General features: G+C 44.3%; 18 protein-coding genes and 1 pseudogene. 12 read left to right on the forward strand and 7 right to left on the reverse strand.

Annotated elements, in window-relative coordinates:
- From SPV1_RS10350 to SPV1_RS10370, 5 genes are all read left to right on the forward strand, one after another.
- On the forward strand, positions 1 to 2,265 hold the full coding sequence (locus tag SPV1_RS10350) for a hypothetical protein (RefSeq protein WP_009851141.1): 2,265 nt from the start codon (positions 1 to 3) through the stop codon (positions 2,263 to 2,265).
- Positions 2,258 to 2,794, forward strand: coding sequence for a hypothetical protein (locus SPV1_RS10355; protein WP_009851142.1), 537 nt, complete (start codon positions 2,258 to 2,260; stop codon positions 2,792 to 2,794). The genes SPV1_RS10350 and SPV1_RS10355 overlap by 8 nt, the downstream gene beginning before the upstream one ends.
- Positions 2,787 to 4,214, forward strand: coding sequence for a tyrosine-type recombinase/integrase (locus SPV1_RS10360; RefSeq protein WP_081441989.1), 1,428 nt, complete (start codon positions 2,787 to 2,789; stop codon positions 4,212 to 4,214). The genes SPV1_RS10355 and SPV1_RS10360 overlap by 8 nt, the downstream gene beginning before the upstream one ends.
- 65 nt (positions 4,215 to 4,279) lie before the next feature.
- Complete coding sequence (locus tag SPV1_RS10365) at positions 4,280 to 4,483, forward strand: hypothetical protein (protein ID WP_040881821.1); 204 nt, start codon at positions 4,280 to 4,282, stop codon at positions 4,481 to 4,483.
- 176 nt (positions 4,484 to 4,659) lie between these two features.
- A complete protein-coding gene (locus SPV1_RS10370; protein WP_040881822.1) occupies positions 4,660 to 5,187 on the forward strand; it encodes a site-specific integrase in 528 nt (175 codons plus the stop codon).
- 231 nt (positions 5,188 to 5,418) lie between these two features.
- Here SPV1_RS10370 and SPV1_RS10375 read toward each other — a convergent pair whose 3' ends face one another.
- Entirely contained in the window at positions 5,419 to 6,660 is a 1,242-nt protein-coding gene (locus tag SPV1_RS10375; RefSeq protein WP_040881823.1) for a DNA polymerase IV, read from the reverse strand.
- 180 nt (positions 6,661 to 6,840) lie between these two features.
- On the opposite strand from SPV1_RS10375, the gene SPV1_RS10380 reads away from it, so the two are divergent.
- From SPV1_RS10380 to SPV1_RS10385, 3 genes are read left to right on the forward strand one after another with little or no spacing between them, the layout of a single operon-like run.
- Entirely contained in the window at positions 6,841 to 7,146 is a 306-nt protein-coding gene (locus tag SPV1_RS10380) for a hypothetical protein (RefSeq protein ID WP_040881824.1), read from the forward strand.
- Positions 7,147 to 7,158: 12 nt separating this feature from the next.
- Positions 7,159 to 7,326, forward strand: coding sequence for a hypothetical protein (locus tag SPV1_RS14530; protein WP_009851148.1), 168 nt, complete (start codon positions 7,159 to 7,161; stop codon positions 7,324 to 7,326).
- Positions 7,323 to 7,988, forward strand: a complete 666-nt coding sequence (locus SPV1_RS10385) for a DNA/RNA non-specific endonuclease (protein ID WP_009851149.1) — start codon at positions 7,323 to 7,325, stop codon at positions 7,986 to 7,988. The genes SPV1_RS14530 and SPV1_RS10385 overlap by 4 nt, the downstream gene beginning before the upstream one ends.
- Positions 7,989 to 8,050: 62 nt before the next feature.
- Here the strand turns inward: SPV1_RS10385 and SPV1_RS10390 are convergent, their stop codons facing one another.
- Positions 8,051 to 8,317 carry a hypothetical protein gene (locus SPV1_RS10390; protein ID WP_040881826.1) on the reverse strand — a complete coding sequence of 89 codons (267 nt, stop codon included), beginning with the start codon at positions 8,315 to 8,317 and terminating at the stop codon, positions 8,051 to 8,053.
- Between the two features lie 236 nt (positions 8,318 to 8,553).
- Between SPV1_RS10390 and SPV1_RS10395 the strand changes: the two genes are divergently transcribed.
- Positions 8,554 to 8,808: a hypothetical protein gene (locus tag SPV1_RS10395; protein ID WP_152909278.1), complete on the forward strand. Its 255-nt coding sequence runs from the start codon at positions 8,554 to 8,556 to the stop codon at positions 8,806 to 8,808.
- 44 nt (positions 8,809 to 8,852) lie between these two features.
- On the forward strand, positions 8,853 to 9,143 hold the full coding sequence (locus SPV1_RS10400) for a hypothetical protein (RefSeq protein WP_040881828.1): 291 nt from the start codon (positions 8,853 to 8,855) through the stop codon (positions 9,141 to 9,143).
- A 218-nt stretch (positions 9,144 to 9,361) separates the two neighbouring features.
- Here the strand turns inward: SPV1_RS10400 and SPV1_RS10405 are convergent, their stop codons facing one another.
- A complete protein-coding gene (locus SPV1_RS10405; protein ID WP_196795124.1) occupies positions 9,362 to 10,327 on the reverse strand; it encodes a hypothetical protein in 966 nt (321 codons plus the stop codon).
- 271 nt (positions 10,328 to 10,598) lie between these two features.
- On the opposite strand from SPV1_RS10405, the gene SPV1_RS10410 reads away from it, so the two are divergent.
- Together SPV1_RS10410 and SPV1_RS10415 are read left to right on the forward strand one after the other, a co-directional pair.
- Positions 10,599 to 11,357 carry a hypothetical protein gene (locus SPV1_RS10410; RefSeq protein ID WP_009851153.1) on the forward strand — a complete coding sequence of 253 codons (759 nt, stop codon included), beginning with the start codon at positions 10,599 to 10,601 and terminating at the stop codon, positions 11,355 to 11,357.
- Positions 11,358 to 11,560: 203 nt separating this feature from the next.
- Entirely contained in the window at positions 11,561 to 11,938 is a 378-nt protein-coding gene (locus SPV1_RS10415) for a hypothetical protein (RefSeq protein WP_009851154.1), read from the forward strand.
- A gap of 468 nt (positions 11,939 to 12,406) precedes the next feature.
- On the opposite strand, the gene SPV1_RS10420 is transcribed toward SPV1_RS10415, so the two are convergent.
- The 4 genes and pseudogenes from SPV1_RS10420 to SPV1_RS10440 form a co-directional block, all read right to left on the reverse strand.
- Entirely contained in the window at positions 12,407 to 12,733 is a 327-nt protein-coding gene (locus SPV1_RS10420; protein WP_152909370.1) for a hypothetical protein, read from the reverse strand.
- A gap of 631 nt (positions 12,734 to 13,364) precedes the next feature.
- Positions 13,365 to 15,626: an AAA family ATPase gene (locus SPV1_RS10430; RefSeq protein ID WP_050754733.1), complete on the reverse strand. Its 2,262-nt coding sequence runs from the start codon at positions 15,624 to 15,626 to the stop codon at positions 13,365 to 13,367.
- Between the two features lie 545 nt (positions 15,627 to 16,171).
- Positions 16,172 to 16,453 (reverse strand): annotated as a pseudogene (locus SPV1_RS10435) (secondary thiamine-phosphate synthase enzyme YjbQ); the annotation flags it as partial.
- A gap of 23 nt (positions 16,454 to 16,476) precedes the next feature.
- On the reverse strand, positions 16,477 to 17,607 hold the full coding sequence (locus tag SPV1_RS10440) for a THUMP domain-containing class I SAM-dependent RNA methyltransferase (RefSeq protein WP_009851159.1): 1,131 nt from the start codon (positions 17,605 to 17,607) through the stop codon (positions 16,477 to 16,479).
- Between the last annotated feature and the right edge of the window lie 16 nt (positions 17,608 to 17,623).

The raw sequence follows: 17,623 nt of genomic DNA on the forward strand, positions 1-17,623 counted from the left end.
ATGATTAGCCTTCCCAAAGACCTTGTTGAGTATCTAAATAACGATAACGATCAAATATCCCTAAATGTCAAACCAAGCTGGTTAATAAATAACTTCAAAGATCCTATTTGGTGGCTCAAAAACGCCAATCAAACGCGGCTTGTAAACGACAAGTGGCGTGGTGCGATTACCATTGACTGGGGAATGAAATTACCTCAAGGAAGACTGACTGACATGCGTTGGAGCAAGCTGCTCCTCCACTGTCAACTCATTGTGATTGCGCACATCGAATGCCCTCAAGCAGCAACTAGCAACTTAAAGGAAGTTGCAAAATTTCAGCGGACCATGCTTCGAATTTCAGAATACCTTATTTTTAACGCCCCTGATCAGGCTGAATTGCTTGGATTATCGGCATTATCCAATCATCGAGTCGAAATGCTCCTCGTAGACTCCCTTCATGGGGGGATTTGTGGAACAGGCAGTTGGTGTAAGCGATGGGATGCATTTATTCAAAGCATTTATTCTGACTTGAAAACAAGGGGGAAGGTAAAACACTGGGCATCAAATCTTCCATCAGACGAAAGGAGTAAAATCGACAACTGGAACAGGGAAATTATTTCTTCAGATCCTAAATGTCTTCCTGGCATGCCGACTCCTACCACCTTGAGCTCTGAAGAGCTCATATTTGCTCGGCGCTGGCTGAAAATGGAAAACATGTTGGATAGAAATGGAACCGTACCACTACTTACAGTTGCCGACCGAATTGGTGTTGACAGAGTGCGCATAACAAAGTCCAAACATCTAATTTACCATCTTCGCCCGTTTGAACAGTGTATCGATTATCGGCATCAAGAGCAGGCCAGCAACCTCTGCCGTGAAAAACTTAGCCATCGCCATAAGACCATTGCTCAGATAGCTACAACCCATTGTAGCTCAAGCGCACAACTAAACCTATATCAAGGGCTGAGTTACTTACGCCGCTATGTACAGTATTGCGACAGCTTAAAAGATTCACAGTTACACGCATTAAATTTAGAGCGTATTCCCCCTGAGCTAAAGGGATGCGGGCCAAAGAATCGTACTCCAACTCTACCTGTTGAAGTCGCACTATTCATTTATGATCATATGATAGATTGGGTTCTAAACTTAACTATTCCGTTGATTGACTATTACTTAGAAATTTTAGGCAAGGTCATCAAGCAACAAGGCAATGCATTACGAATTTCAAAAAACATGAGAGCCGGCTGCGATGCACTGGGCATAGATATGCCCGACTACTGGGAGAATGCATTCTCTGAGACCCCTCCTCCAGCAGAGCTTAAACGCTTAGGTATCTGGAGGGTTGGACCAATCTTTTATGAGGCTATTAATTCACCGAAAAAATATCGCGATGCCGCAGGGAACAGTCTGTTGCCTAGCATCATACGCAATTCAGGGTTAACACTTATTGATGCCATGTTAATGAATTCAGCTGTCATTGTGGCTGTTACAGCTGCATTTTCAATACGACGTATCCAAGAACTCCTGAATTTGCATCCATCAGCGGTAAAAATAACTCAGGGAAGAAACTACCTCGACTTTAACCTGGAAAAAGTAGGCATTGATGACACACGTTCACCGGCTTGTCGTCCAATACCCAGCTTTGTTGGAAAAGCACTTAACAAACAAAATCTATTATCACGAAAATTATCAGATGCCAATAAGTTACGAAAACATGACCCCCAAATAGATAAACTATTATTTATCAGGCCCTCAAATTCAGCAGGAACGCCCCTTTGCTATACTTTTTTCAGAAAATATCTTGACCTGTATTGCGATTATATTGAATCACCATGCGATAGAGAAGGTAGGCGGTGGTATTTGCAAAGTCACGAGCCCCGTCGTTTTGGCGCAATGAGCTTCTTCCATCTCTGTGGGATGGAGAACTCACTCCCAGCCCTCACTTGGTTCATGGGCCACGGGGATATTAGCCAAACCTGGCATTATATTCGCGAAGAACTAACTGGCGCAGAGGTTACAAGTATCGAGGTTGCAATGGCAACTTCAGCCCTACTTAATCAACAAGTTCTTGGGTCGGTCAAGGGGGACAAAAAACTTAAAGATGTTCTAGCCAATCACTTTGGATCAGACAGGCTGGATCTCATTGATCCGAATGACTTGGATCAATATCTACAATATTTACACGAAGAAGGTGTTTATACAGTTACACCTCACACTATTAAAACAAGTAATGGAGAAAAGCATGTGATTGTCATCAATTACTCAAAGGAGGTTACCCATGCCTAAGCTAAAACCTGGTGAAATAGCCCCTGGTGTTGCTGCTATATCACAAAAGAAGCAGGCTTCTGTCCGCAACCTTTTAAAGGTCCTTCAGAAAGCATTGTCTACTCCTAAGGATACGCCACAGACGACACTAGATGCTATGAGCGGCTACAGGGCGCTATGCAAATGGAAAGATACTGATCTTGGTATCACGCCCATGTCAGAAGCTACTTTGCGTAAATACATAAAAAAATTCTATAAAGGTGGCCTGCCTAGCTTCGAAAAAGACCGCCAAAAAATCCTTATCAGATCTGTTTCAGCCATTGCAAAACCAGGCACCAGAGATGCGTATAAACAAACATGTAAAAACGTGCATGATGAAGATCAAGTTATTACCAATCACATTCTACAATTCTCCAATCAATATCTGGACTTATTAGAAAAAACATCAGAGATAAGCCGCTCTCATAAGTTTCTACAGGATACTCTTAAAGCTCATACCTTAGCTTATCCAAGTGCATTTCGTGGCCTTCGAGTCATCACCGATGAATAAACAAACAATAAAAAGACAATTGTGGAAAACAACTGACGAGCGTTGCAAGTTAACCCTGTATCTAGGAAGCAATGGCCCTGTCTACCGATCTGTTTCAGGCGTAAGAGTCCTGTTCTGGCCCAGTCTAAAACCTTGCTGGGAAGCCAATATGTATATTGTACACCGCCTACGCATGGGGAGATCAATTGGAACAGTAAGGAACGATGCTGCTCAAATTGCTTTACTATTAGTATTCTTATATCAACAAAATCTCTCTTTTGATGATATTTCAAATGACGTGATGAATGCATTTAGTGATTACCTTGTTAATGAAGAAGACAGGGTCGTACCGCAGTCAAAACGTCGTGGTGGTCGGCAAACAAACAAAATTCTACGGCGAACTTTAGACTACCTCCAGTGGTATCAAGCTCTGTTTCCGGTTCGCAATGTTCTCGTGGGGCCTTACGGGAGTGGAGCTCAAATTACCGTTGAAGAAAAGTCGGTTAAGGTTAATCGCAGAAATACCCATTATCTGCGCCATGAGTGCATGGTACCCAACGATATAGCAAGAGATGTTAAGCCTATGGCTAGAAATATTTTTACATCGCTATTGGATGCATGTGGTGAAATAGCAAAAAGCAGGTTCGTACAATCCCGGGCAAGAATAATGCTTAAGCTGCTGAGTGACACTGGTGCCCGTCGCGTAGAAATAGCCACAATTCTCGTTGAAGATGTTTTACGGACCAAAAAAAATGGTAGTTGCAAACTCCTACTAAAAACAGCTAAGCGTGGAGATTGGAAGGAACGTCTAGTGCCAATTCCAGAGGCCACGTTAGATGCTCTTTTAACATTTATCGAAATCGACCGACGCTTGCATCTTCGCAAACTTAAACACAAACAGAAAGAAATTACTGACAATACAGGACCATTACTTCTTACATTTAGAGGCAAACCATTGAGTACGCCGACTATTACCGTGGATATCTCCCGGTTACGTAAAATTGCAGGCATCTCTGAGCGAGCTACTGCACATATGTTACGCCACAGGTGGATCACCATCCAGGTTGTAGAGCGCCTAAAAGCATATATTGGCAAGAAGTTACCCATAGATATTGAAAATACTATTCTTACAAAAGTCGCCTCCATGACGGGCCACAAACAGATCGAAAGCTTAAAACCATATATCTATTTGGCGTTTGATGAAATGGGGGTTTGGGATACTTCTGATGCTGTTATCAATATGCGTGTTAATGCGGAGGCAGCGCATCGAGAAATCCAGGAAATCAGACAATCTCATCCCGATGGTGAATCGTTAAAGAAGAATGACTTAAAACGAGTGGATAAGCTGCTAGAACAACTTTTGGAACATATAAAACCAGAATTTGTCGAGATAGCAAACAAACGGCTTTATGGTGAGGTAAGTTTGGATGCTTATATGTGACCAAAGCAGCATCAAAGGTACTAGCGTCCAAAATGCCAAGTAAAAATTAATAAAAAGGAGTTGTTATGAACACGCACACACTAAAATTCCCATCTGGCTGCTCTGTCAAACATTGCAAACAAGATGCTAAAGCCATTGTCAAAAACTCAAAACAATCCAATTCCCCCATACCGCTACATGCTGCGTTGGATATGGTTGCTTCGGATAATGGTATAAACCTGCCGTGGGAACGCGCCTTAAAACAATTAATGGCAGGAGATGTTAAATAACCTAAAACTGCTCAAACGCACCTACTTGGTCATGCATTAAACCTACGCATCAAGAAAGGCTTAATTGACATGGGCAGCACTGACGATGCTGACGAAGGATTTTCCGTCTGCATGCTTAGGTGTAAATTACAGTGTAAATACATTTACACATAAACTTACGCAAATGGAGATTGATGATGATGGCGAAGATGAAATTGATGAGTAAACAGGACCAAGCGCGGATGCTTCAGTATCTCGATAGCGAAGAGGAACACATATTGGCGAAGACTATATATTCGCTACTTCTGGATGGACTATGTGTAGGCGAGATAGTGCGGCTGGACTGTGAGAATCTGCGAAATATTGAAGATGGAAATTGTATTTTAGAATTGGCGAGCTCTGGCAGGTCGGCGAACCACTACACTGGGTATTTGCTGAGCAAAGTGTCAATTGAAGCCTTGCTCAAGCTGAAAGATGCAAAAAATGAGAAAGCCGGGCCGGTTTTTCGATCCGCAAATGGAAAAAGGATGACTGCTCATGAGCTAAGTCGAATTCTCACTAAGTCATTAGAAAAAGCTGGATCAGAAAGCTATTCCAGCGATTCAGTTCGAAAGACGGGGATAATGCGTCAGTGGCTTTCGATGGCCCCCAAGCCTAGTCAGTTGAGTCAAGATGTTAACATCGATATGGTGAACGCATATTTGAAAGAGATTGATCAAAAGTAATCTATTTGCATATTCCAGTCAAAAGTCCCACCTCTTCTTGGCAATTTTAGCCAAGACAGTTTCAGCACCCCCCTCGGCCTAGGGCCAGCAACCGTTGCCAACACTCGTGGGTTACGATCAGGTTCGAGGTAGGTGCTTTTTTGCCTGTTCAGGGCGGACATCTGCCGATCGATCACCACAGGAAACTCGCGGCCAAAGCAGACACTAACTTAATCAACCAGAGGCCTGAATTCAATTTGCCTCAATCATTGGATACATAAACCGAACTCTCTGCCCTGATATATTTGAAACATGGGCGCCAGCGACCCTCAATGTACCTCTCCCATATTTCTTATTAATGTCATCCATGGTGGCAAAGATGGAGGCCTGTTTTGCATCAGTTTTCATAACACCAAACAAGTCAGGCATAGAATCTTCAGCGTTGGTAATGCTCTCAGCAATGATACCGCAAGCCCGATATAGTTCATTGGGCTGATAAAGATCGGCCATCATGGCCTGAACAGAGCGACTGAGTCTGAAGTAGTTGTTTGTCGGATATTCGAAATCAGCCTGGGCTGACAGCGAGCTGAAGTCTTTCAATCTCAAGAAAATAGTAATGCGCTTGGTAAGTAGGCGCTTTGTCACAAGCTCTGTGGCTAGTCGAGAAGTATGGCGGATCAGATGAGAGATAATGGTTTTTCTGTTACCAGTAACCTCTCCCATGCTGGCGGTTCGGGCCATGCTTTTGGGAAGTTGAGCATGCAACTCCAGCCCTATGGCCATCGTGCCCTTCATCTCATGCCAGAGATCGGTCCCGGCCTTTCCGAGTAGTTGCTTGATGACCTCAATGTCAGCATTAACAAAGTCCATCGGAGTATGAATGCTAAACTTGTTCAAGGTTGCGAGCCTGTTGCGTCCAATACCGCATACATCAGACAGTTTTACCCGTTTGAGAAAGAGTTGAATCATGCTGCTAGGCACAATGGTTACGCCATTCGGTTTATTATATTCCGATGCGATTTTTGCCAGAATCCGTGTCACTGAAACTCCTACTGACACGGTAATTCCGACCTCACGATGCACGGCACGCCGAATGTCATGGGCAATACCTTTGTAGTCCTTCTTCCAGAGCTGCCTGGTGCCGTTTAAATCAAGGAAGCCCTCATCAATGGAGTAGACCTCCATATCTGGGGAATACCGCCTTAGAATCGAAAACATCTTCTCAGATATTAACCCGTAGAACCGAAAGTCTGCTGACAGATAGGTGGCATGGGGCATCAGCTTCTTCGCATCCCAGATAGGCATGCCTGTTTTAATCCCCGCTGCCTTCGCATCATAGGTTTTGGCTATCACGCATGCATCTTGGCTCGAAAGAATGCACACAGGCGATCCTATGAGGTCTGGGCGGCGTACAAGCTCACATGATGCGAAGAAACAATCCGCATCAATATGGGCAATGGCATTTGGCCAATCATGGTCTGGGGGAGTCGTCATTTGCGAACTATAGTGTACGTTCGTACACTTATGAAGACTTGTGCTCAGGTCTTCGATGTTGGCGGACCGCCATCAAGGTTGCCGAGTCACGACGCATCAACGAGCTGATCTCTGCTTTGGGGCGTCGGCACTCATTCTGCTATAATGCCCCTGAATCAAGAATCAAAGGGAGGGGCATCCGTGAAACATATTCTTTTACTAATTGCCAGCTTACTGCTCCTGCCTATCACGGCCGAGTCAGCAGACAACTATTGCCTGGATGCCAAGACTAACTCAACTTGGGCAAAGATGCTGAGCGAATCACCGCATGATGATTTGGTAGCTGAATTGTTTGCGCTTAGAATTGGCCTCTGTGAGCTTGTTAAAAGAAAAACCATCAGCCTTGATCGCGCGACTGCTATTTTTGAAGAGGCCCGTGGACGTGCGGTGGTTCAGCGAAAAGCCGATGAATTGCGCCAGAAACACTTAAGGGGCGGTAATACATAAACTGGAGTAGGAATGTCTGAGCAAAGAGAAACAGTCACTTGGGAAGAGCTGAGCTGGTCAAATCATATCGAACAGGAGGCGCTTGTTCGGCTACTGATAAACAAAGGGATACTCTCGCAAGATGAGCTGCTGAATGAAGTCAGGCTCGTTCAACAAGCTTACGCAGGGCAGAAGTCATGAGGCTGCCGGTGCTTCTTGGGCTCGGCCTAATCACCTTCATCAATATAGCATCAGCCACTGAGATCAGAGATTTTATCAACAGTCGGAATTGCGACCAAGTATTGGACAAGGGCTTCTATCAGATATGCTATGACTACAGTGCCAAGGGTGCGCGGTATGTCGGCTACACGCTTGATGGAAGCAAAGTGAACGCTGGCGACATAAAGAAACGACCGCGCTTTTACCCTGACACGGCAATCCCTGCCAAATATCGAACCACATCTTCTGACTATACCAAGAATGAGTTTCACGCAGACCGTGGCCACTTGGCACCCGATGCCTCATTTGACTGGTCACAAAAATCACTCCACTCTGTCTACTCGATGGCCAACATCATCCCACAATACTCCAAGATCAATCGCAAGACATGGGTGAAGGCTGAGAAGTATGAGCGGCTGGTTGCCACCAAGCTGGGGAAAGTAACAGTCATCAATGGTGTAATTTATGGTTTAAATCCTCAAAGAATGCGGAAGTCGGGCATTGCCTATCCTGAAGCTTTCTGGAAAATGCTTTATGATAACCACGGCTTTGAACGCTGCTTCTATTACAAGAATGACAGCCATGCAAAAATCAAAGGCGATAAGTTGCGTGATCATGTTGTTGATTGCGGTGGGCTTAAGTGACGGCGTCAGGATGAACGGCTTAAATGGTACTCAAGGCGCCTATTTCCTGATGTGAGGATAAGTCAATTTATGATGGTGAAGCTTTGAGATTCAAAATAATGGACAGCCCCATGATAAGAGTTGTCTGTTAGAAGTTTTTCCAGTGTTTCAATGTCATCACAATACTTGGCTTCACCACTCTCAGAAGTTAATAGTTTAATGTCATGGCTGTGGTCGAAAAAAAATACAACATAGCCATCCACACGAGGAAGAACATTAATCTCTTCATCCAATTGAGTAGCCACTCTACAAAAGTCTTGGATAAGCATAAATCCACCTTTATCGAACAAGATATTGCTCCATCATAGCAGAATAGTTTCCGTTGCGGCCAAAAGGCTTCGCTATCAATACAACGGGAACTCTGGACTACCCCCGAAACAATAGACACTGATTAGTTCCTATTCGAATGGCTAATCCTGGCCGTGAGACGCCTGTCGCGATCTGCAGAAGTCGGCCAACAACGGTCATTCAGCAAATGTTTACGTAATAAGCTATCCTGACAGGAAACAGTTGGATGTGGGGGAATATGTTTACTCATACGAAAAAAAAGAGTTTGCTTCAGGGCAATGAACTCACGAAACGCGCTGAAGAGTTGGGTGTTTCGCTAATTGAGCTATACGATGTACATGGCGTTCGCTCTGAACCAGAGTTGCAACGCCGCGTAATCGAAGCTGAGCGAGCAGAACGAGAATCACGATTATGGCTTATTGCAGTCATTTCTTCTGTTGCTTCAGTGTTTAGTGCTATAGCAGCTTGTATTGCGGTTGCCACCATGAAATAGCTTTTTTTCCCAATGGAAAATTATTTATTTGAACAGGAGGGTTTATGTTTGAGGTTTTCATAATGCTATTATTTTGTGTTATTTCTCTATCCCATATTATGCTGGTGCGAAGAGTGAAACATTTAGAACGAGTTACTAGATGGGTCGAGACTCAAGCAAATAATAATGCAATCAACTTTAACGCAGTTTCTTTTGCGATTGATTCTCTTCCAAGAGAGCTTTTGACACCACCAGATGAAGCTATGAAAGCTGATATTGAAGCAGCTAACATTCCACTGAAAGATAGAAACGAGCACCTTAAATCTTTAGGTGTCTCAAGCAATTACTGCACCTGATTGTTTATGGTCAGTGAATATTTTGTGCTGTTTTATATGCCCGGGTCAGGCATGAGTTATTGAGTTATTCATTCAAGCTAATGGATGTCTGTGTTTGGCCGTGAGTCGCCTGTCGTGATCGGCAGTAGTCGGCCAACAGCGGACATACGATTTAGTGATTTACGCTAGCCGTAACAGGCGCCATGCTGCGAAGCGCATCGAAGAGTTTGACGTCATTGTTATGTCTTCGTGATCAGCCATGCTAAACCACTCTGCGGTAATGCCCACGAGCCATAGGTGAACTTAAGATACCCATCGTATTTGGTTATTTGACTAACCACATCCTCGAGTACTAATGTTTTAAACTGCATGCCGCACCCACTTGGATACACAATTGTGATATCGAAAGACTTTGTGGGGTGTGCCATTTGCCAATGCTGGAATTGACCCAGTTTGGCAATGTACACTGCTTTAGTAATCACAACTAAACCATCGATATTACTGTATTCAGCAAGCGTGGCCTTTGCTCCTTTCGTTAGATCAATTTCTGCGTCACCATCTGGGGGATATATTCGGATAACCTCGCCGGATTTTTCGTGGCTTTGCGGAAATTGGATAGAAATAGTCAAGGACTTAACTTCTTCGAATTCACCTTCATCAGGTTTCCACCCAACATGCTCTTGAATCTTTCCTCCAGAAGCCCTGCAAACGTATCTGACTTTGTCGGTAACAAGGAATGCATCATTACGCCCCTGCTCAAAGCTCATTAAGACCTCTGTTGATACATCTTCCCTGTATGGCTCAGATATATGCTTATGCAGATGAAGGTGAAAATAATTCAGAAAACTTCCTTCTTTATCTATTGTTTGATCTTTGAATTGTGCTTTTAGAACGTTTGTTTGAAGGTCTTTCAGTGTATCTTGATCTAAAGATTCCAAGTATTTTCTTTCCACCACGATTTCTTTAAGTCGTTCGCTAAAATACTCTCGCCAGTTCTTTGTATCGAGGGCAAAGCTAAACAAACCAAACCCAAACAGAGCAATTGAAATTGTGGTTAAAGCTGTAGCAAAGGCGCTTCTAAATGAACCTGGAGCGGGGTTCATTGATTCAGCAAAATATGCCGATGTAAGCACACCAATAATCCCCACCATCAAAACTATTATGGTCAATAGGGTAATGGTTTGTTTTGTCTTGGACTCACTCATCTGCTGATGGAACTCCTTTTTTCGGCATAACCTGGTAATACGTGCACTAGTTTTTCCATGTATTACCCTCCTATATACGCCCTTGTTTTCCATGTTATTGCATATTAAAGGCAAAACAATGTACTGCATCAGATTTTCCTGAGTAGATCCCGATTTTCACAGAAAGGTTGCTGACTGTCCATTTGTGGCCGTGAGTCGCTTGTCGTGATCGGCAAATAGCAGCCGTTCAGGGTTTTGGCTATGATGTTCCATCTGAGGGGCGGAAAGACTTATGAATAATTTTCCTTTTGAAAAAAGCTCATTGCCAGTTTTAGGTGTCGACGAACAAGCTGAGAAAGTATACGGGATTGGAACCTGTACCCTTGCTCACCTCGACGACGGAAGAAATTTTTTAATAAATTGTGCACATACGATTAATACTTGGGGAGAGAGTCCAATTTATATAGCTCTACCTATAGGTAGAAGTATTGAATTGCCATTTGCTCTAAAGTCAAAATCTAAAACTGTTGATAAATTAGATATTGCTGTAACTCCATTGGATGGAGAATTTGGCGCACATTTTTATGATAATGATCTAACTTCCAATTCTCTAATAGATAAGCCCATACCTAACAAATATAAAAACCTACCTAAAAGAGTGGTGTTCTTTGGATATCCAGCATCAAGGGCTAACATTGATCTAAAGGCAAAGAGGATAAATTCAAAATCAATAGCCATTGTTGGCATTGAAGTAGAAAGTGTTTCAGAGAAAACATTAGAAACTTACGATATTGATTTGGCAACTCATCTGTTAGCAAGCTTTTCAATAGGAAAAATGAAGGATCAAAATAATAAAATGAAGAGAGCACCTAAACCGAATGGCATCAGTGGGGGGGCTGTGTATATTGCTTATGTTGAAGAAGGTAAGGGCATAGACTCTTTAGTGGCAATCGATTTCGTTGGAATTGGTACCGAATACCTTCAAAACATTTCAAGACTAAAGGCTACCAGGAAAGCAGCAATTGCAGATTTTATTAAAAGTAGTTTCTAAAATAGTTCAAAGACAAAATATTCATGCTAGATGCAGTAGTTTGCCTCTGGTTGCTGAGTGTCTTTTGGTCGATTTGAGCCGGTCGCGACAGGCGACTCACGGCCATAAGCAGACATTTGTGCTCACTATGAATATGCTATAAGCTAAAATGAAAGTGCGCTTATTCGACTAGCGTGAAACTCGGATATTAATTGGAGAAGCCAATGGCATGTTTAGTAGTCTGGGAGGCGGAAGGTGCTTATAGAGAATTCACTGGCGTTGTTAGTGTACATGAAATCTTAAAATCTAATCTTGAGTTATACGCTGATCCTCGATTTAAGAATGCTTCATATCTTATTGATAACTTCTCAGAAATATCAGGCTCTACGGTAGAGCCCTCTGATTTAGGGGCTTTAGAAGTAACAGATGAAATCATATCGCAGGAATATCACGATATTAAAATCGCTTTTATAGTTGCCCAGGAACCACGTGAAATTGATATGGCAAAGAGTTATTGTGATCAAATGAAAGACAAGGGTTTTAAGTATGAGTATTTTCTGACCGTTGATAATGCTCGAAAGTGGGCTACCAACAAACTCTAGTTAATTTATGAATGGCCGCTTATTGCCCTTCGTGACAGGCTGGGTGCGGCCATGAACGGCCATTCTTTAATAGGGATCAATGCGCGAAACGAGTCCTGACCCCTATCTCACGTGACCCCTATCTCTTGTGAATTTATTTCGCGCTTAGGTGTCCAGAATCAGGGCGAGGGCGAAAGTGCCTATCGAACTATTTGTTAGTTGGAATTACTTTGCCACTTGGCTCTCATTTTTTCTCTGTACTTTCGTGCGGATTCAATGCCACCACATGAGTAAGCAGCCTTCTCTTCCTTATCGCATTGCTGACAATATGACCTGTTTTTTCTATTCCCATATTCGTACTCAGAATCTATATACCAATTACCACAAATCGAACATGTTTTACCATCATGTGTTTCATTTGGAATATTATTTTTCACGCCAGACCCTCATCCCTATATTTTGCTAAAAGCTATACTTTAGTATCAAAACTTAGTTCCCCTGTTTGATCATGGCACGGTATTTATCCACTAGGTTTTGGTTAGCAGGATTTCTGCCTGATTCAAAAAGACCCCGACCAGTGCCGACAACAACCTCAACAGACAAAGGACATTTAGACACCCCATTCTGATGGGCAGAAACTACGGAATTGTACATTTTTTCAGAATTTTTATGCACTGTATCAAAAGCCACAAACACAGCCGTTATTTCATTGGTACACGTTGTATCAGCATCAGGCCCATTAAATGAGTATTCTCCAGCACTGGCCAAACCTGACACAAAAAAACTCACAAGGAAGGCGATCATTAAATCTTTCATATTGTTCTCCCCTTTATAATTGTAGGCCCGGCACACCATTAATTCTCTTGATATTGGATATTAAGATCAAACATGGAACGCGCAATGTGCTTTGATGATACTTTCAGATGCCTGCTTGAGTGTCCATAGTTGGCCGAAATCAGCCCTTCAATAGAGGGTTACTTTCATCTGAATATGCATCTTGCCTCAAGGCTGTCCTATATCGCATAGCCTGAATGAGAATTAAGTTCATAATTATACAGCCAACGGTAAGCGCAGTATCCAGCTGGCTGATATCTTCTAGCCAAATGATCGCGCTGAAGATAATCGTGGTAATAGAGCAAAAGTAGATGACTGACCTTTCCAAGGTGAGCCCACCCCTTTTTTTGGTTTCAAAATCTATATTGCTCATAGGAGACAGAATATGACCCTATAAGTGTCTTTACAAGAAGATATCGGGTAGCCACCTTGCATATTCAGATGAAAGTAACCCTCTATTGAAGGGCTGCTTCTGGCCGTCTATTGCCTGTGGCGACCGGCAAGGTTCCGCCATAAAGAGACATTCAGAATTAAGTGTATTTAGTAAACTGTCAGCGTAATTCTAATTCGTAACTTCGATTTGTTAGCTGTCATTTATGAGTACGGTAAAAGTTTACGATGGATGCGCTCCACTCTCTGGGTGATGAGTGCTAGTGGGAACATTCTCAACGTAGTCTGAGCCCATCATCATTCTATAGTGAGCCCCGTGCCCCGCCCTTTCGAATACTTTTTTGAAAACGTCAAGGTAGGCATCAATCATGGAGTCATCACAGGCGGTATAAATATCATCAGTGGCAAAGTGAGAGCCATCGTTAACCCAAGAGAAGAGCGAGTTACACAGTAATCTTTCCCGACCTTCGAAATAAGAGCATATTTCATCACGGTCAACACCTCCTGTGATCGTGAAATAGTTTTCCAAAACTCTTCTTAGAGTGTTCTGCATAGAATGATTCGAGCGGTGTTCGCGATCTCTGACATCGGCCCATAAAAGTTCATATGAGGTTTTTATCGGATTGGAATTATGGCGCTGTATTGCTGACTCGCTGTTACGTTTCCTGACGGTCCAGAAAGACTCATGACTCATCAGGCCGCCTCGCCGATTACGGTTGTACGAAACTTCTTTATGAAAGTAAACGTTGTGAGTAAAAACAAACACTTGCTTTATGTGGCCGGCTCCTGAAGCGACTTCATCAAGAAGGCCTTTTATCAAACTGCTTACGACAAATAATATGTCACTATCCAGACTGGAGATCGGATCATCAAAGACTACGATGCGATCTGTTGTCATTCCGCTTTCTGACTCACTTCCTTTGAGTAAGTGGTAAAAGTATAGAAATGTGATGAACGTTTTCTCACCTTCGCTCAAAGACTCCTTCGCATCAGTGCCATCTGCGCGAACAAGTTTATAAAAGCGTTCTTGGTCCGATGGGGCTAGGGAGAATCCGTGAAATCCAAATGAAGCAAGCAAAGCATTAATGCTATCAATGGTTGGTTGGATGCTAGTCATATTCCTTTCAAGGGTTCTGATTTCTTGCTCTTTAGTTCGGATGTCATTTGTTTTTGATTGAACTTGGCTCACTAATGAATCAATCGCTCTTCTCAAGGCCGTTTTATTGCGCTGATAGTCGCTAAGGTCATGGGATATTTCGTTATCCAACAAATACTTCCACACCTCGGTTGTTAGCTTGCTTCGCTCTTGCTCAAGGTTTGAAACCATTTGATTGTGTTCCAAGATGGCGGTGTTAGCAGCGGCAAGCAGGGAGTTGATTTTGTTTATGATGTTGGACAGAGACTCAAGCTCAATCCTCTGACGCGATTCGTTTTTCTTTTCTCTAATACGTTGAAGGTTGACCTCAACTTTAGACTTCAGCAGCTCTACCTCTGCCTCAAGCAGATTTACATTCAGAAATCTCGAAGGGGAGGACATGATTTCTAACAGCTTTTGCTGAATGCGAGTGCTTTCGGTCAAGTAATCATCGTACAGTTGCTGAATCGACTGAAGGTCGTTTTCGTAAGCTTCATCAAAGTAAGATTCAAGGCTTGCTGCGAAGGTCTCCTCTGTTTCTCGTTGACAGAAGGGGCAGTGACCATCGTTGATGTCGAAGAATGACCTTCCCTGCCTGACCCAGTCGCTATTGCCTAACCTTTCGATCATCGCCGCTATATCCACATCGGATTTGCCGACTACCACTCGGCCCAGGATGGGGTTGCTTTCATAAGCAAGAAGGACATCAGAAGAAGGGGGATCTATTTCACCTTCAGGACTGGGGGTTTCTCCAAAGACAGAAGATGCTTTTTGGCGAAGGTACTCTAGCGCTTGAGCACTAGCCGTATTTGTTTCTGCTTCTGACATCAGACGAGCAGTGAATCGTTCCTTACTATTTCGGACCCCTTGGAAAGCACCTTGGAAGTGCTCGTCAAAGCTGTTTTTCAACCGCCAGCAAACCTCTTGGAAGCGTTGCTCTAGAGCGGCGAGTTCAGCTCGTTTTCCACCTTCGCCATCGTTTCCTTCAAGAGTTCTTTTCAACCGAAGGATTTCGGCAGTTAGAGAGTCTTTCTCGGCTTTAGCATCGTCAATTTGTTGCAGGAGGGACATGTCTGACTCCCCCAAAGTAAAAACGCCTTTCAATTCAGATGATTGATCAAAGTTACTCTCTACAAAATCACGGTTATAGACCATCGTTTCAAGAGGGCTTCCCCCTCGCCAAGAAATGGTACAACTCGGATACGCCCTTTCATCAGCTATGACGCGAGCTATTGTGGTTTTCCCAGAGCCATTCGGGCCATAAATAAAGTTGTGCTTCGTTAAACCGGACATCGTAACTGGAGCACTGCCATAGCTTGCTACATTACATATGGAAATATCCTCAATCATAGGTCCACCCCCCTGATGATCACAGGATAGACCTAATTTATGATAATGAAAGGAGTGCACCCACCACCCACCGAAACGCACCGAAGGGGGAGTTTGCTCAGTTACCAAGGTGCATTATTTTTAGCGGCTCAGCGAAATTTTCTCTTATGTTTCAATAGGATTTAGGCCACTGGTGGCGCGTCCCTAAATCGTCACCATGATTGTTTTGAATCCATTAGATTTTAGCCATCTGAATGTCCACTATTGGCCTATTCTGTTGAAAAACTATTTATCTAGTCTCCGTCCAAAAAGGCGACCTCACCAAATCCTCTACAATCGATTTTTCGTCATAGGGTAAGGATAAATGACCCCATGAAATAGGATAAATTTCACCCCAATCAGAGTTTTTCAACAGAATAGGCCGGATTGAGACAGTTACTAGCTTGATAGCAATACAACAACGTTCACCTTAGCTAATAGCCACGTACCTTTTTGATGGGTTCAAATAGGACTAAATGTAGGAAAACCTATATAAAAACTAAGTATTTTATCTTTCTGAATCAATGTGATTGTAAGAAAAACTTCATGTCATCGGCTCCCTCCAGCGTATGGAGATAGTAGCTCTGGTTCTCCGGCACAAAATGTTTGAAGTGTGATTCCATATCCGTCCGCACATCAGGGTCGGCGTTTTCGTTGATCGTCAGACTGGCGCTGCTATGTCGAATAAAAATATGTGCCAGGCCGACATCTATCTGCGCAAGCTCCGGCAGCTGCTCCGTCAGCTCCCGTGTAATCAGATGAAACCCCCTGCTTCTGGGCTGCAGTTTCAATGACTTCTGTATCCACATATCTCCGACCTTCGCCTGCATCCTTACTCATGCTCCAGATGCAGTACGTGCACCCAGTGACCGCCATGTTTCACCTTCAAACGCCTCTTCACAGGCATAGCGAGTGCGCGCTCGCAACCCTGATCCGGTACAACCACGACCATGCGCCAGCCGCTAAAACGCTCCCTGAACAACTTGCCCAGCTGCGCATAGACGGCTCTGGCATCGGCTTCAATGCGACCGCCATAGGGCGGATTCACCAGAATCAGTCCATTCGCGGCTGTCGGCATCAGCTTTGCGATATCCAGTACGGAATAATCGATCAGCCCGGCCACGCCCGCATCGTTCGCATTTTGCCGCGCCTGCGCCAGCATTCGGCCGTCCAGATCGGAAGCCAGAATCTGTACCTTTGGCTGCCCCACTACCATTGCTTCCGACTTCTCCTTTACACGCTGCCAGCGCTTCTCTTTCAGGCATGGCCAGTGCAGAAAAGCAAAATCATGCGTCGATCCCGCTGCCTTTTTTGCTGCCATCAGCGCAGCTTCAATGGCAAAGGTGCCGGAGCCGCACATCGGTGTCAGCAAGACCTCTTCCGGCTGCCAGTCGATCCACTGCAGGATCGCGGCAGCAATGGTTTCACGCAGCGGCGCCATACCGCTGTGCAAACGGTAACCCCGCCGATCCAGCCGCTCACCACTACAATCGATACTGATGGTGCACTGGTCTTTGTCCACGCGCACCAGAATCTGCTGCCCGCCCTCATCTTCGCCTGCCGTTACCTGAATAGAGCCATCGCGAATAGCATCGAATACCGCCTGCTCCACCCTGCCTGAATGCAGCAAACGTGATCCGTGGCAGGAGGCGCGCAGCGCAACCGCACTCCCTTCAGCCAGATAGCGTTGCCAGTCGATGCGCTTGCTCTTGTTGTACAACTCGGGAAATGAGAGCGCCTTAAAGGAGGCCAGCCTGAGCAGCACGCGTGTGATACAACGGGCGCGCAGGTTAATCCGCATCATCGTATCCATCGATGCCGTGAACTCGACGCCGCCGGCAATCGGATTGATCTCATGCGCGGAGAGTGCCGCAAGCTCTGCCGCAGCAATGGCCTCCATGCCCGGTGGTGTAATGGCAAAAAAGTGGTTGGCGTTGCTTTTGGGTGGGTTTGATGTGGTCATGTCGCGAAGCTAGCGC

This window comes from Mariprofundus ferrooxydans PV-1 (genome assembly GCF_000153765.1).
Taxonomy (GTDB): domain Bacteria; phylum Pseudomonadota; class Zetaproteobacteria; order Mariprofundales; family Mariprofundaceae; genus Mariprofundus; species Mariprofundus ferrooxydans.